Here is a 20,661-nt window from a genome sequence, read left to right as displayed (position 1 = left end):
CGGTGCCAGATTCTAAGATCGAGGGCATGGCCCTGGATCTGGAACTTCTCACGCTCAGCACCGCCCTGCTGCTGGCAGCAGCCCTGTGGCCGGCGCTGACCCAGGCCGCACGCCGCCGACAGCTGACCACGACCGGCCGGCGGCTCCGGGCCCCGCACACCACGCTGCTGGGATTCCTCGGACCCGTCGCCCTGACCACGGCCGCAATGGCCCTGATGGTGGCGGCCCGCTTCCTCTGAGCCCCTGCCCCCCGGTAATTGACCACCAGGTTAGACCCCTGCTGACCTGCCCCTTCGCCTAACGCGCGCCCGGATCACGGCCGCGGATCTGGGGCAGAATGGGCGTGTGCTGATCGGGATCGTAGGGGCGGGGGCCCTGGTGATAGCGGCGGGATGGCTCGCAGCCCAAGGGGTTCGACGCTGGCTGGCCGCCCGCCGGCAACGCTGGGCGCTGCAGTGCCTGGACGGGCTGCAGGTGGACCTGCAACGCCACTACACGGAGATCTGCGCCCACGTGGCCGCCCACCAGGTCGGAGCGCCGGGGCGCGAGGAGCTGGCGTGGGCGCTGGACCAGGTAGAGCAGGTCCTCCAACACCGCCGCCAGCAAGAACGCGAACCGACCAAGGCGCCCTACATCCCCCACACCCAGGCCGTGGCGGTGGGGCTGCTCGCGGCCGCCGGGACCGGGATGCTGATCCTCTCCGCGCTCTGATCGATGGTCAGGGGCGGACCCCGGCCTTGCCCCAGGAACAGGGCCCCAGCAGCTGGTCGGTGGGGCCGAGGTCCTCCAACTCCTCAGGAGAGAGCAGGGTAGCGGGATTGTGCCCGTCGCTCTCGCAGCGCACCGGCATCACCATGGTGGCCCCGGCCAAGGCGTAGGGGACCCCGAGGATCACCTCGCCCGCGCGAAGTCGCAGCCCCGGACGGTCGGTGTGCATCCGGTAGCGCGACAACCGGGCCGCACCCGGGGTGGTGCTCTGGGCGGGGATGGCCGGCTCGTGCGGGTGGCTCTCGGCGTCGGAGCCGTCAGGGGCGGGGAGCAGAGGGGAAGCGGTCATGGCGGGTCCTCCAGAGAGCGGGTGCACCAAGAGCCCGAACGGACCCCGGTGCCGAAGGTGGAGCTCGACGTCGTCGTCCGCCTCCAGCCTATGGAGGCAGGTCAGCCCCCCGATACCACTGACCACCGTGAGGTCCGCCACGCTCAGGCGCTCTCCGCACCTGAAGGTTGCGGGCGCCGTTGCGCGTCCACCATCCATCCACCCGGTGCTCACCGGCTGGTCATGGTCGTGGCCCACACTGAGAGCTCACCGCGACCGTGAAAGGGGTTGGACACCATGGCCGACACCATGTCGTTCATCGACGACCTCACCACCGTGCACGTCGGCAACCGACTGGAAGCCTGGTCCAACGGGGTCCTGCACCACCTCGGGATCGTGGAGGAGAAACTCCCCGAACTGGGAGTGCTGTGGATCCGCGAATCCGGCACCGGCCAGCGCAAAATGCTCGACGTGATCAGCTACGACCTGCGCCTGCGCTGACCCCACGACCACCAGAGGAGCTCTCACCGAGAGGGTTTCCGGGTGCAGGGGTCGGTTCCCGTTCACCCCCGGGCCAGGGCCACGGAGAACGCACCGGGAGTCCCGACTGTCGCCGCGCAGTTCCGCGCCCAGCAAGAGCAGCCTCCTCCGGCACAAGGACACGATCATGAGCGCATCCACCACCCTCACCCAGCACCGGGTCGATCCAGCCCGGTCCACGGGCCCTCACCGCAGGGTGCGCTCCTGCCTGGGACCGGAGGAGGCCTTCCCCGAAGAGCTGGGTGGGCTGAGCACGGCCGAGCTGCAGGTGCTGCACTCCCGGATCTGCCGCCAGCTCGACCGGGAGTACCTCGCTACACCGCACGGGCCGCACCCCTGCACCACCGACCGGCTCCACGACGTCCTGGGCGAACTCGACGCCCGCGACCACGCCGATCTCGCCACGGCCTTCGGTTCCTATGTCGTTCGCGAGGACGGGCAGCAGACGGCAGCCGACGCCGCCGGTTCCGCCCCGATATCGGAGAACCTGCGCACCACCGCCCAAGAACCCCTCGACCAGATCACCGCCGCCGGCTGACCCCGGCGGCCGATAACGCCTCGGCCAGACCCTGCGGGGACCACCAAAGGACCGGATCCACCCCATGGTGCGGTGATCCGAAAACCCCTCAAGGCACCTATCCGTTCACGGACGAGGCCAGTCTCTGAGACCACAAGGGTCATGAGACAGCCCAACCGCCTCCTATTCGCCCTGAAGGTCGCCGCGCGGCCTCACCACTGGTGGAGGTCCCGATGCTCGACTCTCTCGCCGCCGCACAAGCCCGATCGCTGCACCAGACCATCGCTGCCGCCGGCATTTCGGTGCATCAGCTGTGGTGGCGGCATTTCCGCCTGGGCGGGAACGCCCACCAGCTCGAGGTCGATGCCTACCTCCACCAGGCCCTGCACCTGCCACGGTACGAGCGGGAACTGCTCGACCGCGCCGCCCACGAACTCCTCCATCAGCAGCCGCTACCACCGACGACAACACCTCGGCCAGCAACACCCCCGGGCTGACCTCTACTGCAGCAGCGCTCGGGAGTGCCCAGAAGCCGGTGCCGCAGGGATGGGCGGTGGGATCGGAGAACGTTGACGATCAGCGGCAGTGCCATGCTCGTGATGATCAGCACAGCCGGAACGGCGTACTGCACCAGCCCGAGATCCACCCGGCGCCCCGCGCCGGTAGCCAGAGGATGGCGACGGCTGACCCTGGCCGCCATCGGCCACACCTGTCCCGGCGACACCAGCCGCAGGGACCCCAGGGGCGCCGGCCGCGGGGGTGTTCACCACCCGTCCACCCGCTTGCCTTACTGTCAGGACCGGGTGGCCTACAGAGGGAGGACGAACGGTGCTGCAGGAATGGGATCCAGCGAAGCTGGAGCTGCGGGAGTTCATCGATCTTCTGACCGAGCGCGGCTACACCGTGGGCAACCCCCAGGGCGAGGACGCTGATCTGATCGACCCCGGGGGCTCGGCGGTGCAGACCTGGCAGGAGGACTACCCCTACGACGAGCTCCTGGACCGTGAGGCCTACGAGCTGGAGAAGTATCAGCTGCAGATCGAGCTGCTGAAGTTCCAGTACTGGGCCCAGGACCACGACCTCCAGCACGTCATCGTCTTCGAAGGCCGCGACGCCGCCGGCAAGGGCGGAACGATCAAACGCTTCACCGAGCACCTCAACCCCCGAGCGGCCCGCGTCGTGGCCCTGACCAAGCCCTCGGACAAGGAAGCCGGGCAGTGGTACTTCCAGCGCTACATCGGCCACCTGCCCACCGCCGGGGAGATCGTGATGTTCGACCGCTCCTGGTACAACCGGGCGGTGGTCGAACGCGTCATGGGTTTCTGCACCGACGCCGAGTACGAACAGTTCATGGCCCAGGCGCCCGTCTTCGAGAAGATGCTCCTGGACTCCGGCATCCACCTCACCAAGTTCTGGTTCTCCGTCACCCAGCACGAGCAGCGCACCCGGTTCGCGATCCGTCAGATCGACCCCGTGCGCCGGTGGAAGCTATCCCCCATGGACCTGGCGTCCCTGGATCGGTGGGAGGACTACACGGACGCGAAGGAGGAGATGTTCCTGCGCACGGACACCGACCACGCCCCGTGGATCACGGTGCGCTCCAACGACAAGAAGCGCGCCCGGCTCAACGCGATGCGCTTCTTCCTGGACCAGTTCGACTACGAGGACAAGGACGTCTCCGTGGTCTATCCCCCCGACCCGCTGATCGTCCGGCGCGGCCGCGACGCCGTCGGCGACTGAACCCCGCGGCGTGGAGACGTGGCCGGCCGTGGTCGCCGGAATCGGATCCGCGGTGCTGGGCGGGTTCTATCTGGCGTTCTCGCTGATAGTGATGCCGGCGTTGCGGCGCCGCCCCGCCGGTGAGGCCGCCGCGACGATGATCACCGTCAACCAGGCCACGGTGCGCGCCCCGTTCCTGGTGCTGTTCTTCGGCACCGCCCTCGCCTGTCTGATCGTGGTGAGCACCGGTGTACCAGGCCCCGGCGCCCCGGTCCGCGTGCTGGGTGCCCTAGCCTCCCTCGCAGGCTGGGCCCTGACCATGGCGGTCAACGTCCCGCTCAATACCCGGCTGGCCCGCACCGACCGCAGCACCGTCATCTGGCTCGCCTACGCCCGACCGTGGACACGGGCCAACCATGCCCGGGCCGCACTGTCCATACTCGGGGCGATCGGCCTGCTCTGCCCTCTTCCAGAACCGGTCTGAGAGCCCCTACCGCGACACCGCGGTGGCAGAGCGGGAGGTCCTCGGCGAGCTCGACGCCGAGACGACACCTGAACCCACCGGGCTTCCTCAGGATGGCGTTCTCTCGGTCGGAGTGAGGCTGAGGCTTCTGGCCCGTCCGTCCGTCGCGTGCCATGAATTTCGTCACCGAGTACATCTACGTGACCTCGGGTCGGCGCCATTGGTGGGCCCGTTCCCCGCGCTGGGCCAGTTCCGCCGTTTCCTCCACCCGCCGGGCCCGCGTCTGTGGGCGCTTGGCCTGCACGATCCACTCCAAGATGCCGCGGCGCACCGATCGGGGGAAACCATCCCAGTGCTCGCGCGCCGGGGGCCGGGCGGCCAGGGCCCGGCCCAGGTCCGGGGGCACCACGAGGTCCTCGACCTCGTCCAATGCCGCCCAGGACCCGTCTTGCTGGGCTCGGGCGACTACCCGCAGGCCCGCCTCGGTCATCAGCCCGGCCGCCCGCAACCGCTCCACCCGCTGCTTGTTCGGCCGCGACCACGCGCTGCCGCGACGCCGCGGGGAGAAGTAGAGCAGAGTCCGGTTCTCGTCCAGCTTCTTCGGGACGCTGTCGATCCAGCCGAAGCACAGCGCTTCCTCCACGGCCTCCTCGTACGTCAGGCCACCCCGGCCCGATCCTCGACGCCAGAACACCACCCACACCCCGGCACGGTCGACGGCATGGTCGGCCAGCCACTCCCGCCACTGGTCCCGACCCTGCGGGTGCACCTGTTCCTGGCCCGCCGGCTCTGTCGCCACGGAGATCACCCCTCGATAACTCCTTAGCGGAGCTTCTCGATTTCCGAGCTATCGACATCTAGTGTCGACTACGTGACAGGAGATGCGCAACAGGACCGGATCGAAGACATCGAGCGAGGCCGGGTCAGCGCCCCGGAGCTCTCCTGGGCGCTGCGCGCCCTGCTGCGCGCGGCTGCGGAGGTGGACCAGCAGCTGGCCCGACGACTGGACCTTCGGCCTCTGGACTACTCCGCGATGAACCACGTGATGAGCAGCGAAGACCGCCTCGGTGCGGCCGAGCTCAGCGGGCGGCTGGGCATCTCCACCGGCTCGGCCACCGAACTCGTGGACCGGCTGGAAGAGGCCGGGCACCTGCAGCGCCGTGCCCACCCCTCCGACCGGCGGCGGAAAGTGCTCGAACCCACCGACGCCGCCCTGAAGGCCACCCTGGGTGCGCTGCAGCCCCTGTTCGAACGCCTCGACGGACTCGTCGAGACGTTCTCCCCCGAGGACCAAGCCGTGATCGAACGCTATCTGCGCGCGGCCACCGGCCACTTCCTCGACTTCGCCCACGAACCCCCGGCGCAGGAGCACCCCGCCCCGGGCACGAGCAAGGACCCCACACCATGACCACCACCTCCGACCTCCGGGCCCCCGCCCCGGCCCGCCGCTACCGCTGGTGGCACGCCGCCACGGTCGGACTCACCGCCAATGCCGCCAGTGCCCTGCCGGCCGGCTTCAACGGGGATCCCGCCTTCTACAACGACCTCCACACCCCACCCGGGGCCCCGCCCGACTGGCTGTTCCCCCCGGTGTGGGCGTTCAACAACGCCACCACCTTGTGGAGCAATCTGCGCATCGCCAACCTGCGCCCCGGCACCCCGGGACGCACCACGGTGCTGGTGCTGGAGGGCGTGGACTGGGCCCTGTTCGCTTCCTTCTCCGCGCTGTACTTCGGCCTGCGCAGCCCCGTGCTCGGAGCCGCCGTCACGGTGGCCTCCCTGGGGGTCACCGCCGCCAGCGTCGTGGTCACCGCACGCCTGGACCGCCGTGCCGCCTGGGCGCTGAGCCCCCGGCTGCTGTGGCTGGCCTACGCCTCTTACATCGCCACCGTCACCGCCGCGCGCAACCGGGATGCGTTCCTCGGCTGGGAACCGGGCCGCGCATGACCGGCCCCTCTCTCCGCAGGCCGGCAACCCACCCCCGGGACGAGGGGCCAACCGCGACGGTGGCACGACGGGGGCAGTCGAGTGCCCCAGCTGGACTGAGGCTGCACACCTGGGGCACTCGGCACGGCTGCCCGGGGGTGCATCCGTGCTGGTCAGACAGGACTTGGGGGGTTTCCTGCTGGCCTCCGGCACCGTAGGAAGTAGCTGTGACCGCCCGACCAACAGCCGGTGAACTCCCGGTGTCGATGCCTGCGGTGCTGCCGGGCACCCGACCGGTCGAGTACCGTCGACGGCCCAACGGAGCCGAGGACCAGGTGGACGGTGCGCTCAGCGGGCGAGGAACTCCTGCAGGCCGGGAAGGTCGTCGGTGTTGATGTGGTCGACCCCGGCCGCCTGCAGCTCGGTCCACAGGTTCTCCCGGGCCTGCCCGGCGATGTCGTTGGTGGCCCAGAACCGCACCCGATAACCGGCGGCGTGAGCGGTCTCGACGTAGTCGTGCAGGGCCTCCCGCTCGGCGGCCGGCATATCCCCCACGCCCTGCCAGGTGAACAGTTTGGTCCAGTTCTCACTGATCAGCGGCATGAACTCCGGGGACGGCCCGGTGGCCAGGTCGGTGGAGCGCCCGTCGTAGAAGGAGTACCGGGTCTTCGCGGCCTGCATGTCGGCCAGGGGCCGGTTGCCGCTGATCACCGCTTCCACGGCTCGGTCCTTGATCTGCCCGTGGTGGTAGCCGGTGATGAACTTCTTGTGCTCGGCCAACTCCTCCTCGATCGCCGCCCATGTGGCGGGGCCTTCGCTCTTGATGTCGATCAGCAGCTGGAAGTCCCCGTCATAGCCGGGGTAGAGCTGCTTGCCGTTGGGCGAGACCAGTTCCGCCAGCGGATCCAGGTACGCCTCCTCCAGGGTCGGGGCATCGGCCAGCTCCCAGGCGTCGTGGGCGACCCGCAGCTCCCCCTCGACCAGCCACACGTCGGCCTCCACGGAGGTGAAGCCGTGCTCCAGAGCATCGAGCAGGGGCCGGTCGTGCTCGTAGTCGTTGTGGGCGTGCGCTTGGGCCAACGGTGAGCCCAGCTCCGCTGTCGTCTCGGCGGCCGGGGCGGCTCCGGCCGCCTGCGGGGCCGCCAGCAGGGCGATGACCGTGGTGCCGGTAGCCAAGGTGCGCGAGATCGTCATCATGAAGGTGCTCCTTGCTCAAGAGGGGAGTAATAGACCTCAGGGTGGGCCGTGCCGGTGACCGGGAGTTCTCCCCCGTGTGGCCACCTGGTGAAGGGTCATCGATTAACGCACCGCTCTCGTTCCTGCCGGCCGGAACGGGCGCAGGGGCCGGGGTGATGGCCACCGGAAATGCACCGGCCGGTCACGCGGCGCTCACCCTGGGCTGTCAGGCTGGAGCGGTCACCACCGGCCCGTTGCCTGAGGGGCACTGGAGGTAGCTCGATGACCGCCCCATCCGTCTTGGCCGCCGCGGAGACCAAACTCCTCAAGGCCAAACGCGCCTACGCCAAAAAGCTGCTCGGACTCCTCGCCGCTCATCTGCACCACCATCACCCGCAGGCCGTGCGCCTGAGCGTCTACGCCGACCGGTGCGCCGGCGACTACTTCATCGGCGAGCTGCTGGACGCTGACGGTCAGGCCATCGCCTTCGATCCGGACAGTGTTGTCGTGCCCCTGATGGAGACGGACGGCCCCTTCGGCGAGTCGATCACAGTAGGCCCCCTCAGCATGGCGGACCTGCTGTGCCGGGCCCTGTCCACCCACGATGGGCCGTTGACGAAGCTCTTGCGCGCCGAGCCTCACACCGACGAGCACTACCTGGACCTCACACGGGCCGGCTGACCCCCTCCCGCGATCTCCCTCGGGCCGCCATGAATGGCATGTCGGTCATCACCTTGAGATGGACAGTCCCCTCGGGTCTCACAAAGATGGCCCCGGGCCCTGTTCCGTGTGCCGGTGCCTGGGGTGCAATAGGAGCAGGATCGATCGCCTGAGGCTCCAGCGGCCAGGTGCCGGGTGGTCGGTTCGCCGTGGAGGGGCCAGCAGGTGGGCTCGGGCCAGGTCGTCAACCGCATCGGTGCTCTTGCCTCAGGCGTTGAGCCTGGCTGATTCTCTGCGGGCCCGAGAGACTGTGGCGAGGCCACGAAAGGGGGCGTGTGGTGCTTGATGTGGATCGTGATCTGCCGTGGACGGCGTTGCCGCCCTCCCTCACCCCACTGCTGGCCGGGCATGTGCCCGCCTTCACGGAAGGGTTGTTGGCGGCGGTCCATCGGGACGTCCCGGTCTACGCCGCCTCGCTGGAGGGTCCGTTGCGGGGCGAGATCCAGCAGGGCGTCGAGTCCGCCCTGACCCGTTTCCTGGACCTGGCCGGTACCGCCCAACCGGCTCTGCGCGATGAGGACCGGCTGGTCTACGAGCTGCTCGGCCGGGCCGAGGTCTACCAGGGCCGGCCCATGGACGCCCTGTTCGCCGCCTACCGCTCCGCGGCCCGGGCCACCTTGCGCTCGATGTCGGGGGTCGCCATGGAGTCCGGGGCCGAGGCCTCGGTGCTGATCGTGTTGGCGGAGTCGGTATTCGCCTACATCGAGGAGCTCTCCGCCGCCAGCGCCCAGGGCTACGCCGCCGAGCAGTCCGAACGCGCCGGTGAGCAGGACCGACTGCTGGACACGGTGGCGGAGATGCTGATCCGCGGCCACGCCGAGGAGGACGCCGTGCGCGCGGGCGTGCTCGCGGCCGGCTGGGCCCTGCCCGAACGGGTGGTGGTGGCGACCCTGCCCACGGACCGGCGCACCGGACTCAGATCACGCCTGGGGCCCCGGACGCTGCTCACCTCCCGCCCCGGTGACATCATCGCCATCGTGCCCGAGCCCTCTTCCCCGGCAGCGCACCAGGAGCTGGGGCGTGCCCTCGCCGGGCGGAACGCGGTCGTGGGCCCGGGCCGGCCCTGGCAGGCGGCACCTGACTCTCTGCGTCTGGCCGTGCTGGCCCGGGACCTGCTGCGGCGCGATCCCGAGGCCGAGGGGCCGCTGTGGGTCACCGAGCACCTCCCCCAGTTGCTGCTGCTCAGTGACCGCGCCATGATCGAGGACCTCGCCGCCCAACGTCTGGCCCCGCTGGAACAGCTGCGCCCCGCCCAGCGGGAACGCCTGGGCGCGACCCTGTTGTCCTGGCTCAAGCACCACGGGCACCGCGCTGCGATGGCCACCGAACTGGCTGTCCACGAACAGACAGTGGGCTACCGGGTCAACCAGTTGCGCGAGGTGTTCGGGGAGACGCTCAACGACCCACAGACCCGGTTCGAACTCGAGCTCGTCCTGCGCGCCCTACCCGACCAGAACCCCTCCTAGCCGGCGATCACTGCGGTGCCCCGTCTCTCCAGGCCGTGGTCCCCGGGGACTGATCATCACCGCAAAAACTCCGGAGAACCCCCACTGCAACATCGCCCCCATGGAAAGGGGCCGGTAGCGTGCCATATGTAAAGCCGGTGTTGGGGCCTCCGGGTGGTTTCGACGCCTCGGGTGCTCGAGGGATCTGGGGCATCGTTGTCCTTCCTCGGTCAGTCCTGGTCGACCGGTGCCGGTGGGTGGCCGCGGCGGGCGTCCATGACGCGCGCGTGGGCCATCTCCATCCGCCCGGCCCACAAGAGCGTCGCCCCGAGGATCGGCCAGAACGTCAGCGCGGCCCCCACCCCGACGAAGATCAGCCACGCCAGCGTGGCGACCCAGGTGATGATTCCGAACGCCCACCCCGCGAACACTCCGCCCTGGGCCTGGGTTTGGTAGTCGTAGGGTGCCGGCAGTGGGTCCGGGTCGCCCTCGGTCTCCAGGCGCCGATGCTTGACGTGCAGCCGTTGGATGCCGATGAAGCACCCACCCAGGGAGAGCAGTCCGATGATCGCGTTGGAGAACCCGTACCCGCCGGTGGCCACCAACCAGGCCAGCGCGGCCTCGACCACCTCGTCGGCGACGATGAACCAGATCAGCCACGCGACCAGCCCCCACAGCCATTTTCGGTCCTTCTTCGGGGCGGGCCCCTTACCGGTTCCCGGTGCCACGTCCATCGATTGTCCTTCCCCAGGGTCGGGGGCTCACCGCAACCATGATCGGATCCACGTCCTACCGGCCCGGGGACGCGTCAGGTCCGGCCTCTGGAGGTCGGGACTTTCTGAGCCGGTAGCCCAGCACGGCGGCGGCGACCAGCAGCCCGGCGGCCAGGCGGGGCAGGATCTCTTCGAACCACGGGTGCACCAGCTCCCCCAGCACCACCCCGGTCGGCCAGGCCAGCACCCCGGCGAGGATCAGCAGCCCGATCCGCCGCTTCACCTTTCCCCGCCCGGCGGGATCCTGCGGTAGCGGGGCGGCGCGCTCCTGGTGGCCCTCCCGGTCGAAGAGCAGGAACGGCAGGGACGCGAAGAGGTTGGCGAACATCGTCCGCCAGCCCAAGGAGGCGTTAAAAGTGTCGCTCTCGCCGGCGGGCAGGCCCGCGAAGTAGATCGCCATGCCGATGACCAGCACGGTCATGGCCGCCACGGTGAGGAGACGTTTCCGGTTCCGGACGAAGACGATGTCCTGGCCCTTGGACCGGCCGCGGATCAGCCACGCCCCGCCGACGGCCAACCCGGCGCCCCAGAGGAAGAACACCAGAATAGTCAGCTGCTCGCTGCCCGATGTCGTGGTCAGGTACGGCAGGGACGAGATGACACACACCAGGCTCAGCCCCAGGGTGATGGCCCCGCACAGGGTGCGGAACCACGGGCCCGGCGTGCCGGTGGTGGGTCGTGTTTCGACTGCCATGGTGCGTCCCTGTCGTCGTCATGAAGGGTGGAGGCGGCCCGTGCTCGGCCGCCTCACAAAGGGCTGATTCGTCCCTGCCGGTGTCTCGATGACCGCCGTTGAGAGGGCAGGTGTCAGCTGGTGTAGCGGGGTCGGGTGAACCAGGCGCGCACCGGGGCGCCGAAGGCGGTCACCAGCCAGGCGATGTTGACCGCGATGAAGGCGATCCCGAGGCCGATCAGGACGATCGCCCACTGCCCGTAGAGCCAGAAACCGAAAAGGTTGCCCAGGAAGCCCAGGGAGCTCAGTATCGCCAGCACGGTGCCAGTGATCCGAGCCCAGTTCGCGCCCTTGCGCAGGAACACGTACTCCATGACGTAGAGACCCACCAGCACCACCACCGCGATCCCACCGGAGGCCAGGGAGAACCCCCGCATCTGTCCCATCATGGTGCCGACCTGACCGGCGTCCTCGGCCGGCACACCCATCCGCTGGTACATCGCGGCGAAGTCCATCGTGGCGAAGATGACCGTGACCACCACACCGAAAACCACATAGAGGGCGCCCGAGGCCACGGTCAGACCCAGCAGCCGCTTGAGTTGCCGCGGCGCCGACACCAGCCCACGCTGCTGCCCCGGATCACGCCCCGTTCCCTCGGGCCACCCGCCCGAGGTGTAGCGGGGCGGGATGCCGCGCGAGGGCTCGTACGGGTGACCAGGATGGCCCGGGTCCTGTGGTGGGCTGGTCATGACCGGAACTCCTTCGAGGCGTCGATGGGTTGTCAGTGGGGCCGTGCATGAGCGCGAACGGTCGCTGCCCCGATCCAGGGGACCCTTTGAACAGCACAGCGGATCCACACACCCCTCCCCAATAATGTGCTAACGCACACGTCAAGAGGGGTGCGGCGCGCGTCCCTACTAATGGGGTCCTCACCTCCAGGAGATGCCGCGGCGAAAGATGGCCCCGTCCCTCTCGGGGACCTCAGCCAACCTCGCCTGCAAAGGAACCATTACTGCAAGCCCCCGGGTGCGGCCGCCCAATCGCGGCTCTGCCGTGGTCACGGCGGGACCACGACTATGTGGCTGTTGAGTGGAGATGGGCGGTGATAGGTCTGGGCATCCAGGCCCTCGCCCCAGAAGGCTTGCTCGAATGGACCTACTTTGAGGAGTCCGACGATGCGGCAGACGCGACTCTGGTCCACACGCAGCACCCGGCGGGCCCGATGAGAGCTGTTGTCCTCATCTACGCCGGCCTCCTGGTCGTAGGAGCGCTGGGTGTCATCGCCATGGGCGTCTACAGCCAAACAGGGTTCGTCATCATCACAGGCGCTGCCTTGCTCGTGGGGGCTGTGGTCTTCTCCTGGGCACTGAGACAGGGGCAGCGCCCATCCGGGAACTCAGGTGATGGGACACATACCATCAAAGCGTTCTTGACGGATCTCACCGGGTCCGCCCGCCACTTCGGCCTGACCCTCACCGGGGCCGGTGTCGGTGCCGCCTTGGCCATGTTCGTGCTCATGGAGATCTCCCGCGCCCAACATCCGACGGGGGTCCCGATTCTTCCGGCCGGAGTCTTCATGATCGGATGCGGACTGGCCTTTCTCGGCTCCATCTTCGTCGTCATCGACGCCGTGCATTTCCGCCACACCGGGCGCCGCTTCTAGGAAACCCCCAATAGGGCGTCTGGGTGTTCGCGTCTGCAACTTCTACGCTGGGGTCACGGCGGCACCTGGCGCCGGTGCGAGACGAGAGGCCCCAGCGTGTCCTTCCTCCCGATTTTCATCGTGGCCTTCCTCGCCATCATGGCCGGCAATCTCACCGCGCTGACCCGTGGGCGGATCGCCGCCCGCTTCGCCGAAAGCCCGGAGGAACAAGCCAGACTCGCCACGACGCTGACCGTGACCGTGTTTTTCTGCGTCTTCGTGGTCTTCAGCGCCCTGATGTCGCTGTTCGTGCTGCCCCAGGTGCTCTACGCCGCCCCGGGTCCGGTGACCGTGCTTTTCCCGATCGGGCTGCTCGTGCTCTTCGGTTTCGCCTATCTGCAGGCTCGCCGCTTCCCCTCGGCCATGTCCCGGCAGGCCGCGGCCGGCTGGCGATGGGGCGGGGCCCCGGGGGAAACGGAGCAGATGTGGGAGGACGCCACCCGGGCCCGGTCCTGGATCCTGGCTCTGGGCTTCATCCCGCCCCTACTGGTGCTGGGCGCCCGGGTGTTCTTCTACGGGGCTTTGGGTGCGGAGGCCGATCTGCCGGCCGGGATGCTGATGGGCTGACCTCGAGATGGGATGGATCGCCTTCGGGGCTCTGATGCTCATCGGGCTGACCAACGTGGTGCTCACCCTCCTCCGGGCCCCGGTGGCCGCACGGCTGGCCGCCTCGCCCGAGGACGTCCCGAGGGTCGCGGCCGACCTGGCGGTGACGTCCTTCCACATCGCGGTCCTGGCGATGAGTCTGTTCCTGGCCCTGGTCAGCGGTGTGGGGGTGCTTTACGCCAACCCGGACGCCGAGACGGTGGTCGCCCCGCTGGTTGGGGGACTGTTCTTCACCTACGCCTATCTCCAGGCCCGCTACCGCAGCGGTTACCTGGCTCGCCTGGCTCATCGTCAATGGATTGGCGGCGCCGACGGGGAAACCGAAGAGATCTACGCCGCAGTTTTCCGTGCTCGCGCCTGGATCCTGGGAGCGGCCGTCCTCCCTCCGGTGCTGGTGCTGCTGTTGCGGTTGTTCCTCTTCGGGGCGCTGGGCACTGTCGAGGAGATCCCGACCGGGATGCGCTGGGCCTGAGTTCCTGGCCAGGCACATTTGAAGTCGTGATGGGCCACCAGCCAAGACATCCCGAACGTCCACACCTGCCTGTGCCGATTGAGCAGAGCCCACGTTCGGCAGGGTTGCTCGCGCGAGGTGTCCAACCAAGGCGGGGGCGCGTCAGTCCTAGGGTGAGAACGTGACAAGTGAAGACATCGAGATCGAGAAGCTGCGCACCTACGCCGCCACCGTCGCTGCCGAGGTGACGGATGACGACCTGGCCCATCGTCCGCTGGAGGTCATTCTCGAGGAGCTCATCAACACCCGCGGGCCACAACCGCTTGTTCTCAACGTGGCCGATCGCTACTACGACCACTCTGGGAGCCGGGTCGAGCTGAAGTACCCGTTTTGCGGTGATCTGAACCTGCTCATGGAGGTGAGCGAGATCGTGGGGCGGGGGTGGTCCTCAGGAGGGAAGTCGGTCGCCGAGTTCGCCTTGAATATAGAGAGCCAGTTAGGGGACGACTTCGCCGAGCAACTCGCTCAAGCCCTGGCGCGGATCGAGGGTCAGCTCCTCAAGGACGTCCGCGCGGCTAATGAGCGGATTGAGCGGCGCCAGGCCGCTTTTGCCGAGGTGCTGAGCGCGCAGCTGCAGCCGCGGTGGAAGGTCACCCGCGCATTGCGTGGGGCGATGGAGCAACTGCAGGTGCCACTGACACAACTCACCGTTGATCGTGTGGAAGTGCCCGTTCGCCCTGCGCCGATGTCGATGCGGGTGATCGAGGAGGCAGCGGCGGCTGGGGCTCCAGAATGGTCCCTGGCCGAAGAGATGGCGGAGTCGGTGGCGCAGACGATCGCTTCGTTCTCCAACGCGCTGGAGCGCCTGCCAGGGACAGCCGAGCGGCTGCTGGGCCAGGACGAGGAGACCTTGCGCGATGTGCTGCTGTTCGTGCTCAACGCCAACTTCGAAGGGCAGGTCACCGGCGAAACATTCATCGGGCAGGGCAAATCCGATCTGCTACTGCGCTGGAAAGACCGCGACGCATTCGTCGGTGAGTGCAAGATCTGGAAGGGCCCCAAAGCGCTGTCGGACGGGCTGGATCAACTGCTGACGAGGTACACGCTGTGGCGGCAGACCCGTATCGCTCTGATCGTGTTCATCCGTGACCCCAAGGACGCGACCACCCTGATCAAGTCAGCTCACGCGACGATCCGCGACCATGAGCGCACCCAGCGGGTCCTCAATGCCAGCGACCCGGCCTCCCGCGGCGACTACAGCGTGTCGGGAAGCGGGGACGAGAATCGCCTGGCGCACCTGACGTTCCTGCCCGTGGTGATCAGCCGGTAGGACACCGCAGGGTTACTTGGCGGGGTCGTCCTCGGTGTCGCGTTCGTGGATGTAGACGGACATGGTCAGCAGCGTGATGAAGTGCGCAACGATCACGGCCAGAAACCAGTCGCCCTGGGCAAGGAGGGCGTAGAGAGCCACGGGGACGAGGAGAAACAGCGACAGTGACTGCATGCTGAGGTAGGCCCGCCCCCGAGCTCGCGGGGTGTCGATGTAGCCGTGCCCACCGTGAAAAACCCTTCCTTCGACGAAGTCGGGATCCGCTTCATCGACCTCGTCGCCGGCCTCCGTGGCATCGTCCTGGGCATCAACAGACTGAGCTCGGCGCCGGGCGCGACGGACCATGCTGACCAGCAACCCGGTGTACATCGCGGCGACCAGTCCGGTCATGGCCAGCATGATCCCGCCCTCGTCCCCCGGCGACCTGGTGGTGTGCCACCCGGCCACGACTCCGAAGACCAGGGGCAGCACCCAGACCGCCAGTAGAACCTTCTCAACCCTGGAGAGCACGCCCACCTCCTGTGCTTGCAGGGCCGCCCGCTTGGGAATCCGTGCCGTCGCAACCGGTGATCGTTACCGTCCCGGCTGCGGCAGGACAGGGTGTCCCGGGTGCCGCCATGGGGCCCCGCGGCCTCGGATTCACGGTGAGGACTCATTACGGCCGAGGCCGGATCCGGGATCAGAACCGTCCCGCGGGACACCCGCAGCGAGATCTTTGAGGTCGGCGCGCTGCCCGAGGGCGTAGGTCACCATCATCACGGTGAACCCCACCGCGGTCCCCAACAACCCCAGATCTCCGAGGAAGAGCGTGACCACGCTCATCACGGCAAACAACGCTCCCCCGATGGTCCCGGCGACGATCATGTACCGCGCCCGGTCGGGATGAGCGGTGAGGGAACGGGCGTAGCGCTGTTCCTGTTGCGGTTGCTCGAAGAGGGCCCCGACGGGGAACGCCACCAGGATCGGCAGCAGCGCGACCCCAGCACTCGTGGGGTCGTCCCAGGAACCCGCCAGGATCAAGGCCCCCGCGATCGGCCAGCCGGCCAGCACGATGTAGGTCGACCGCCGTCGGCTCAGCCGCACCGGTCGCCGGCTCAGGGACCAGAGGACGAACCCTGCCCCGAGGAGCACCGCCAACGAGCCACTGAGCACACCGAGCCACGGCATGAACACGCTGGAGCCGGACGGGGAGACCAGATGAGCCACGCTCCACCACAGGGGCACGGCCCCGACACCTGCCATGAACACCCCGCACAGAAACATCAACCGCTTCACCCGGCGCTGGTCCATCCCATCCCTCCGATTGACCGGACAGGGGTCCGGTGCCCCCAGTCTTACCGCCCAGTAAAGACCAACGCTAGGTGTGCATCCGTTAAGGGGACGCTCGGGAGGTATCCCCATGCTTGCCGCAGGGAATTGAAGACAGGACAGATGACGCCGTGACTGTTAGCGAGTTCTCTCCGCGGTGTCTTCCTGGCCTGGTTCGTCGGGTTGGTTGACGAACCAGCTGACGAAGCCGATCGCTAGAGCGATGTAGAGGATCAAAGGAGAAAGGGACCATGGCACTTCGTCCCCTCTCCACAACGCGCTGAGGACCATGGCCAGGAGGTATCCACCGACGGCGATTGCGGTATTGAGGACTTGCCGCCGCTTTGTGGCTTGGGGCGGTCGCTTCGACTCGATGCCCACCAAGAGTTGGGTGAGGAGCAGGAGTGCAACGGCGAGCCAGACACCCCACCAGCCGATCTGCGGGGCCTTGTACAGGGCCAGCACCAGGAGCAGGACGCCGAGCACGGCCAGGATGAGGCGGGCTCTTATCTTGGGTGGCACGAGACCTCCTCTCTGCGGTGGCTCCGGCTGCCCGATGTCCCGGTGTCCCGGTGTCCCGATGTCCCGATGGATGGATCCTTGCAGGGGTTGCTGCACGTCTCGATCCCCACTTATGCGTCGGTGCCTCCCGTCGGTGGTGTCCTGAGCCAGAACATCCCCCTGGCGGGCCTGCGTACCAACGACTCCAGCACAGGAACGGGTACCGCACCTCGGACTGCCGCTGAGCGAAGCGACTGGGTCGCACAGGATGACTCCGGGACGACCGCGGGCCATCGGCAAAAGGAGGATCAACGGCCCGCAGGAGCAGCCGGGTCAGTTCACCGGTCGAACCGGGCGCCTTCGGGTTTGTGCGGCAAGACGGCGAGCACGATGATCACGATCCACCCGACCAGGGGGATCAGGCCGATCAGGGTGAACCACCCCGAGAGGTTCACGTCGTGCAGTCGCCGGATCCCGATCGCCAGCGACGGGATGAAGTGGGCGAGCATGAAGCCGAAGTACACGAAGGACAGCACGACTCCCAGCCCGTTGAGCTCCCCGGAGGGTTCCGTGCCCGGATAGCTGATGAGCAGTTCCAGCGGAAGGTAGATCAGTGCGAGGTAGAGGGCGACCCACCAGTACTCGGAACGGCTGGCGCGCCCGGAGAATTGGGCGTACTTGGCGTAGTAGCGCTTGATCGCGGCACCGAAGCCGACGTGCACCCCCGGTTGGGGACCAACCCGGACAGGCGGCTGGCGCCCATAGGGTCCGGGACCTTGCTGGTGGTACCCGTACGGTCCCTGGGCTTGCCCCTGCTGGGCTCCGGTGTCGCCGCCTGCCGATGGGTACTGCCGGCCGTCGTGCGGATCGCCGCTGCTCATTGCATCTCCCCCTGCGCTGTTCGCATCTGTACACAGGGTAGGGACGGGGTGCCTGCTCCCGCTGTCCCCATCTTGAGGACCAGGCCTTAATGACGGCGTGCGGTGCGGCGGGACACGGCGTCGACGAGCAGGAGGAGCAGGCCGGCGGCAGCGATGGGGAGCGCGAGCATGTAGAAGATGCCCAGGCCGATGGCTACCCCCGTGTTGAAGAGCAGGTCGAGGAGGATCCCGGCCAGGAGCATGGTCACCGCGATGCCGGTTCCGCCTCCGGTGAAGGCCAGCGCCCACTGACGCGACGACGGGCTCCGCGCCCCTCGGCCGTCGTTGGGGTTGGGCTCGTGGCCGGTGAGTGTTTCCTGCCCCGGGGACTCCACAACCTGCGGTGGCCGCCATATGGCCCGGAAGAAGACCGCGGCGCACAGGAGCAGGAACAGGTTCGGCGACATGATGAGAAGGCCTTCGGAGAAGGCGCTCCAGCCCCCGAGATAGACGGCATAGATGATCACACCCAGCGCTGCCACGAGCAGGTAGAGCGCATAGGCGAACATGACCATCCTCCCGGCCGCCCGCGCCCGGGAGGTGCCAGGCCGATGAGGGCCTGCCGCTTCCTGTTGCGAGGATCCGGCCGCGGTGGATCGCAGGGCCTCACCGAGGAGGGTGATCAGCCCACCGGCGGCCACCAGGCCTGCCGGGAACGCCAGCCACCCCACCTGGGCCGCCGGATGCATGTAGTCGATCTTCTCCACGACCCACGTCACGGTGCCGGCGACCACGGTGATGCCACCACTGATGACCGTGACGAGCAGAGCCACCCGACGCAACGATCGGGGAGCTCTCCTGCCGGGCGGACTGCGGCGGCGTGCCGCGAGACGGAGCAGACCGTCGATGGCCAGCAACAGCACCCCGCAGACCACCAGCATCCACCCGGCCCCGTCGATCACCATCGGGTACGGGGACCACGGGCCGAAGAACCTGGAACTGTCCAGCCACATGGGCACGGCCAAGGCGGTGACAGCACCGACCCCGGTGAGGACAAGGCCCCACCACAGCAGTGACCTGTCCGGCTTCATGCCCGCCTCGCCCCAAATGCGCGCCCCGCGGCAGAACGGGGTCTCCGCACTGACCCCAATGCTCGAGGACCCTTTCCCGCAGGGCCCGAGCCGCCCGTTGGGGCGCTCTCCCTCGGTTGCACCTCGGCGCTCTGCTGGCACCCATGCTCCCCCATGGTCGAACGCTAGCGGCGGGGCTGCCCGGGGGGCCACGACGCACAAGAGGGGAACCCTAGGTGCACCTTCCGAGGGCTGACATGAGAAGTGGTGCGCCGCCTCGTTCCTCGCTAGGGCAAGTCGGCACGCCCAAGGGTCATGACCCCTGAACAAGGGTCAAGACCCTGAAGTAGTGACAGCTCGACTGGCCATCTCGCCGTTCCCGGATGCACATGAATATGTAGCGTGGAGCTCACGGGGCGGAGATCATGACGAGTGGTGTGCTCCGTGGCCTAGAACGGCAGGAGAAGCCTCATGGACGGCACCGCGGACCGGCGCACGAAGCAGGTACAGCTGCTGTGTGGGCTGCTGGCCATCGGGATGGGCCTGGTCTCCGTCGTGGCGAACTGGCCCTACGTGCTCGGTGCCACGGGCGAGGACCGGTGGGTGGCCTGGTTCGCGGCCGCCTCCGGGGCGGCAGCCATCGCGGTCGGGGCGTGGCTGCTGCGCGGACCCCGCAGCCACGGCAAAGCCCTCGTGCTCACCCGCCGACAGTGGCGGTACGGATTCGCGGCCCTGATGGTGTCGTTTTGCGCCGTCCTGATGGTCGGGGCCCACAACCTCACGCAGCCGCAAGTGATGACCGGCGTTCCGTCGCTGTTGGTGATCACCTTTCTCCTGCAGCTCTTCGTGGTGGAAGGCAGCGAGGAAGACCACGTCGTGGCGTTCAGCGAAGCCCAACACCGGACCTGGAAGCGTGGCATCGCCTGCCTGATGGCCATCGGCCTCCTGGCCATCGCCGGCGCCATCGCACTGGCCGTGGCCGGCAACCTGATCGGCGTGGGCTTTCTGATCCCCTTCGGGGTGATATTCCTGATCTTCGCCACGATGATGAGACGCCAGCTCATCCGACGTCGAGACGAAACCCCGCGCAAGGCCCACTGAACAGGGATGCGGGACAACAAGCCGGAGCACATTCGGAACCCCCACTGCAACGAGGTGGTCAGGGCGTCAATGAACGCCTCCATGCTCCTCTCGCTCGTTACCTCAGTCGTTCCCCATATATGCGTCGTGCTTTGCGCACGAATCGGGCAGTAGCGTCGAAGCATGGACCAGCCCGCCCTACGCAGCGACGAGGTGCCCGTGCCCTCTGCCGAGCAGGTCCTCGTTCGTGCTCTGCCGGCGGGCGCCGTCATGGCGATCGGCCTCCCTCTGGCCACCTGGTGGTTGCTGGATGCCTCCAGTGACGGTAGCCCGTGGTGGTGGTTGCTGTTCCTGGCGACCACCGTCGGACTGTCCGCGATCATCCAGCGCTACACGAGTCCTCCACGTCCTCGAATCGACCAGCGCATCGGCCAGGCGCAGTGGGCATCGGCTACCACGACCGCTGCGAGAACCGGAGAGCTGCCTGCTTGCCCCGAGGTGCGGACCGCGGTCGGGGTAGCGGCCTGCGCCGGCATCGAAGGGCTGATCGGATCTGCCGCCCTGGTCGTGGCCATCGCCTTCAGCGCGCTGATCCTTCCGGACCTATGGACGGCTCTCCTGCCGGTGACTGTGCTGACCGGGATGGCGGCTTTCCGTGTCCGCCGCTCCTGGGTCTACCTGCGCGCTCTGCACGCCGCCGACCGCGCCGGCTGACGACCCGCTGCTGGAGCTATGGCTGCGCCCGCGACCGCGCCAGCCTCTTCG

28 protein-coding genes are annotated in these 20,661 nt (G+C 68.1%); 16 read left to right on the top strand and 12 right to left on the bottom strand.

All coding sequences use genetic code 11. The features are described from left to right. Positions 1-2: 2 nt before the first annotated feature. A complete protein-coding gene (locus tag AC6CH6_RS04185; RefSeq protein ID WP_498254131.1) occupies positions 3-239 on the top strand; it encodes a hypothetical protein in 237 nt (78 codons plus the stop codon). A gap of 106 nt (positions 240-345) precedes the next feature. After that, complete coding sequence (locus tag AC6CH6_RS04180; protein WP_498254130.1) at positions 346-711, top strand: hypothetical protein; 366 nt, start codon at positions 346-348, stop codon at positions 709-711. Positions 712-718: 7 nt separating this feature from the next. Here the strand turns inward: AC6CH6_RS04180 and AC6CH6_RS04175 are convergent, their stop codons facing one another. After that, the gene (locus AC6CH6_RS04175) at positions 719-1,057 is read right to left on the bottom strand and encodes a hypothetical protein (RefSeq protein WP_498254129.1); all 339 of its coding nucleotides are present in this window, start codon (positions 1,055-1,057) and stop codon (positions 719-721) included. Between the two features lie 276 nt (positions 1,058-1,333). Here AC6CH6_RS04175 and AC6CH6_RS04170 point away from each other — a divergent pair, with 276 nt between their 5' ends. Both AC6CH6_RS04170 and AC6CH6_RS04165 read left to right on the top strand, forming a co-directional pair. Continuing rightward, positions 1,334-1,537, top strand: coding sequence for a hypothetical protein (locus AC6CH6_RS04170; protein WP_498254128.1), 204 nt, complete (start codon positions 1,334-1,336; stop codon positions 1,535-1,537). Between the two features lie 166 nt (positions 1,538-1,703). After that, a complete protein-coding gene (locus AC6CH6_RS04165; RefSeq protein WP_498254127.1) occupies positions 1,704-2,114 on the top strand; it encodes a hypothetical protein in 411 nt (136 codons plus the stop codon). A 191-nt stretch (positions 2,115-2,305) separates the two neighbouring features. On the opposite strand, the gene AC6CH6_RS04160 is transcribed toward AC6CH6_RS04165, so the two are convergent. Further along, positions 2,306-2,536 carry a hypothetical protein gene (locus AC6CH6_RS04160; protein ID WP_498254126.1) on the bottom strand — a complete coding sequence of 77 codons (231 nt, stop codon included), beginning with the start codon at positions 2,534-2,536 and terminating at the stop codon, positions 2,306-2,308. A 385-nt stretch (positions 2,537-2,921) separates the two neighbouring features. Here AC6CH6_RS04160 and ppk2 point away from each other — a divergent pair, with 385 nt between their 5' ends. Both ppk2 and AC6CH6_RS04150 read left to right on the top strand, forming a co-directional pair. Beyond that, positions 2,922-3,833, top strand: coding sequence for a polyphosphate kinase 2 (ppk2, locus tag AC6CH6_RS04155; RefSeq protein ID WP_498254125.1), 912 nt, complete (start codon positions 2,922-2,924; stop codon positions 3,831-3,833). A 10-nt stretch (positions 3,834-3,843) separates the two neighbouring features. Further along, entirely contained in the window at positions 3,844-4,296 is a 453-nt protein-coding gene (locus tag AC6CH6_RS04150; RefSeq protein WP_498254124.1) for an anthrone oxygenase family protein, read from the top strand. 175 nt (positions 4,297-4,471) lie between these two features. On the opposite strand, the gene AC6CH6_RS04145 is transcribed toward AC6CH6_RS04150, so the two are convergent. Continuing rightward, positions 4,472-5,074 (bottom strand): YdeI/OmpD-associated family protein, encoded by a 603-nt coding sequence (locus tag AC6CH6_RS04145; protein ID WP_498254123.1) that lies wholly within the window; start codon positions 5,072-5,074, stop codon positions 4,472-4,474. A gap of 72 nt (positions 5,075-5,146) precedes the next feature. On the opposite strand from AC6CH6_RS04145, the gene AC6CH6_RS04140 reads away from it, so the two are divergent. Together AC6CH6_RS04140 and AC6CH6_RS04135 are read left to right on the top strand one after the other, a co-directional pair. Continuing rightward, positions 5,147-5,683 carry a MarR family winged helix-turn-helix transcriptional regulator gene (locus AC6CH6_RS04140; RefSeq protein ID WP_498254122.1) on the top strand — a complete coding sequence of 179 codons (537 nt, stop codon included), beginning with the start codon at positions 5,147-5,149 and terminating at the stop codon, positions 5,681-5,683. Next, complete coding sequence (locus tag AC6CH6_RS04135) at positions 5,680-6,222, top strand: TspO/MBR family protein (protein WP_498254121.1); 543 nt, start codon at positions 5,680-5,682, stop codon at positions 6,220-6,222. The genes AC6CH6_RS04140 and AC6CH6_RS04135 overlap by 4 nt, the downstream gene beginning before the upstream one ends. A gap of 327 nt (positions 6,223-6,549) precedes the next feature. On the opposite strand, the gene AC6CH6_RS04130 is transcribed toward AC6CH6_RS04135, so the two are convergent. Next, positions 6,550-7,398 (bottom strand): phosphatidylinositol-specific phospholipase C/glycerophosphodiester phosphodiesterase family protein, encoded by an 849-nt coding sequence (locus AC6CH6_RS04130; RefSeq protein WP_498254120.1) that lies wholly within the window; start codon positions 7,396-7,398, stop codon positions 6,550-6,552. A gap of 261 nt (positions 7,399-7,659) precedes the next feature. Here AC6CH6_RS04130 and AC6CH6_RS04125 point away from each other — a divergent pair, with 261 nt between their 5' ends. Then, positions 7,660-8,058, top strand: a complete 399-nt coding sequence (locus AC6CH6_RS04125) for a hypothetical protein (RefSeq protein WP_498254119.1) — start codon at positions 7,660-7,662, stop codon at positions 8,056-8,058. Positions 8,059-8,372: 314 nt separating this feature from the next. Then, positions 8,373-9,563, top strand: coding sequence for a PucR-like N-terminal domain-containing protein (locus AC6CH6_RS04120; RefSeq protein ID WP_498254118.1), 1,191 nt, complete (start codon positions 8,373-8,375; stop codon positions 9,561-9,563). Between the two features lie 209 nt (positions 9,564-9,772). On the opposite strand, the gene AC6CH6_RS04115 is transcribed toward AC6CH6_RS04120, so the two are convergent. From AC6CH6_RS04115 to AC6CH6_RS04105, 3 genes are all read right to left on the bottom strand, one after another. Next, on the bottom strand, positions 9,773-10,276 hold the full coding sequence (locus AC6CH6_RS04115; protein ID WP_498254117.1) for a hypothetical protein: 504 nt from the start codon (positions 10,274-10,276) through the stop codon (positions 9,773-9,775). A gap of 55 nt (positions 10,277-10,331) precedes the next feature. Beyond that, entirely contained in the window at positions 10,332-11,009 is a 678-nt protein-coding gene (locus AC6CH6_RS04110) for a hypothetical protein (protein ID WP_498254116.1), read from the bottom strand. 113 nt (positions 11,010-11,122) lie between these two features. Next, on the bottom strand, positions 11,123-11,737 hold the full coding sequence (locus tag AC6CH6_RS04105) for a hypothetical protein (RefSeq protein ID WP_498254115.1): 615 nt from the start codon (positions 11,735-11,737) through the stop codon (positions 11,123-11,125). Between the two features lie 329 nt (positions 11,738-12,066). Here AC6CH6_RS04105 and AC6CH6_RS04100 point away from each other — a divergent pair, with 329 nt between their 5' ends. The 4 genes from AC6CH6_RS04100 to AC6CH6_RS04085 all read left to right on the top strand — a co-directional run bounded on the left by AC6CH6_RS04100 (position 12,067) and on the right by AC6CH6_RS04085 (position 15,077). Then, positions 12,067-12,651, top strand: a complete 585-nt coding sequence (locus AC6CH6_RS04100) for a hypothetical protein (protein WP_498254114.1) — start codon at positions 12,067-12,069, stop codon at positions 12,649-12,651. 96 nt (positions 12,652-12,747) lie between these two features. Next, entirely contained in the window at positions 12,748-13,257 is a 510-nt protein-coding gene (locus AC6CH6_RS04095) for a hypothetical protein (protein WP_498254113.1), read from the top strand. Between the two features lie 7 nt (positions 13,258-13,264). After that, positions 13,265-13,768 carry a hypothetical protein gene (locus AC6CH6_RS04090; protein WP_498254112.1) on the top strand — a complete coding sequence of 168 codons (504 nt, stop codon included), beginning with the start codon at positions 13,265-13,267 and terminating at the stop codon, positions 13,766-13,768. 160 nt (positions 13,769-13,928) lie between these two features. Then, positions 13,929-15,077, top strand: a complete 1,149-nt coding sequence (locus AC6CH6_RS04085; protein WP_498254111.1) for a hypothetical protein — start codon at positions 13,929-13,931, stop codon at positions 15,075-15,077. A 12-nt stretch (positions 15,078-15,089) separates the two neighbouring features. Here the strand turns inward: AC6CH6_RS04085 and AC6CH6_RS04080 are convergent, their stop codons facing one another. The 5 genes from AC6CH6_RS04080 to AC6CH6_RS04060 all read right to left on the bottom strand — a co-directional run bounded on the left by AC6CH6_RS04080 (position 15,090) and on the right by AC6CH6_RS04060 (position 18,837). Beyond that, positions 15,090-15,587: a hypothetical protein gene (locus tag AC6CH6_RS04080; RefSeq protein ID WP_498254110.1), complete on the bottom strand. Its 498-nt coding sequence runs from the start codon at positions 15,585-15,587 to the stop codon at positions 15,090-15,092. 129 nt (positions 15,588-15,716) lie between these two features. Next, positions 15,717-16,367 (bottom strand): hypothetical protein, encoded by a 651-nt coding sequence (locus AC6CH6_RS04075; protein ID WP_498254109.1) that lies wholly within the window; start codon positions 16,365-16,367, stop codon positions 15,717-15,719. A 156-nt stretch (positions 16,368-16,523) separates the two neighbouring features. Then, positions 16,524-16,907, bottom strand: coding sequence for a hypothetical protein (locus AC6CH6_RS04070; protein WP_498254108.1), 384 nt, complete (start codon positions 16,905-16,907; stop codon positions 16,524-16,526). Between the two features lie 317 nt (positions 16,908-17,224). After that, positions 17,225-17,608, bottom strand: coding sequence for a DUF805 domain-containing protein (locus tag AC6CH6_RS04065; RefSeq protein ID WP_498254107.1), 384 nt, complete (start codon positions 17,606-17,608; stop codon positions 17,225-17,227). A gap of 245 nt (positions 17,609-17,853) precedes the next feature. Continuing rightward, on the bottom strand, positions 17,854-18,837 hold the full coding sequence (locus AC6CH6_RS04060; RefSeq protein WP_498254106.1) for a hypothetical protein: 984 nt from the start codon (positions 18,835-18,837) through the stop codon (positions 17,854-17,856). A 450-nt stretch (positions 18,838-19,287) separates the two neighbouring features. On the opposite strand from AC6CH6_RS04060, the gene AC6CH6_RS04055 reads away from it, so the two are divergent. Both AC6CH6_RS04055 and AC6CH6_RS04050 read left to right on the top strand, forming a co-directional pair. Continuing rightward, positions 19,288-19,917 (top strand): hypothetical protein, encoded by a 630-nt coding sequence (locus AC6CH6_RS04055; protein ID WP_498254105.1) that lies wholly within the window; start codon positions 19,288-19,290, stop codon positions 19,915-19,917. A 162-nt stretch (positions 19,918-20,079) separates the two neighbouring features. Further along, complete coding sequence (locus tag AC6CH6_RS04050) at positions 20,080-20,610, top strand: hypothetical protein (protein WP_498254104.1); 531 nt, start codon at positions 20,080-20,082, stop codon at positions 20,608-20,610. Positions 20,611-20,661 lie beyond the last annotated feature (51 nt).

Source organism: Kocuria sp. GQ42 (assembly GCF_059758435.1).
Note: the sequence above shows the minus strand (reverse complement) of the source record. Positions and strands in the feature narration are given on the sequence as shown.

Bases quoted from the DNA above. Each gene is read 5' to 3' on its own strand.
- AC6CH6_RS04175 (WP_498254129.1), bottom strand. From the start codon at position 1,057: ATGACCGCTTCCCCTCTGCTCCCCGCCCCTGACGGCTCCGACGCCGAG.
- AC6CH6_RS04170 (WP_498254128.1), top strand. From the start codon at position 1,334: ATGGCCGACACCATGTCGTTCATCGACGACCTCACCACCGTGCACGTC.
- AC6CH6_RS04165 (WP_498254127.1), top strand. From the start codon at position 1,704: ATGAGCGCATCCACCACCCTCACCCAGCACCGGGTCGATCCAGCCCGG.
- AC6CH6_RS04160 (WP_498254126.1), bottom strand. From the start codon at position 2,536: ATGGAGGAGTTCGTGGGCGGCGCGGTCGAGCAGTTCCCGCTCGTACCG.
- AC6CH6_RS04135 (WP_498254121.1), top strand. From the start codon at position 5,680: ATGACCACCACCTCCGACCTCCGGGCCCCCGCCCCGGCCCGCCGCTAC.
- AC6CH6_RS04130 (WP_498254120.1), bottom strand. From the start codon at position 7,398: ATGATGACGATCTCGCGCACCTTGGCTACCGGCACCACGGTCATCGCC.
- AC6CH6_RS04125 (WP_498254119.1), top strand. From the start codon at position 7,660: ATGACCGCCCCATCCGTCTTGGCCGCCGCGGAGACCAAACTCCTCAAG.
- AC6CH6_RS04115 (WP_498254117.1), bottom strand. From the start codon at position 10,276: ATGGACGTGGCACCGGGAACCGGTAAGGGGCCCGCCCCGAAGAAGGAC.
- AC6CH6_RS04110 (WP_498254116.1), bottom strand. From the start codon at position 11,009: ATGGCAGTCGAAACACGACCCACCACCGGCACGCCGGGCCCGTGGTTC.
- AC6CH6_RS04105 (WP_498254115.1), bottom strand. From the start codon at position 11,737: ATGACCAGCCCACCACAGGACCCGGGCCATCCTGGTCACCCGTACGAG.
- AC6CH6_RS04090 (WP_498254112.1), top strand. From the start codon at position 13,265: ATGGGATGGATCGCCTTCGGGGCTCTGATGCTCATCGGGCTGACCAAC.
- AC6CH6_RS04075 (WP_498254109.1), bottom strand. From the start codon at position 16,367: ATGGACCAGCGCCGGGTGAAGCGGTTGATGTTTCTGTGCGGGGTGTTC.
- AC6CH6_RS04060 (WP_498254106.1), bottom strand. From the start codon at position 18,837: ATGAAGCCGGACAGGTCACTGCTGTGGTGGGGCCTTGTCCTCACCGGG.
- AC6CH6_RS04055 (WP_498254105.1), top strand. From the start codon at position 19,288: ATGGACGGCACCGCGGACCGGCGCACGAAGCAGGTACAGCTGCTGTGT.
- AC6CH6_RS04050 (WP_498254104.1), top strand. From the start codon at position 20,080: ATGGACCAGCCCGCCCTACGCAGCGACGAGGTGCCCGTGCCCTCTGCC.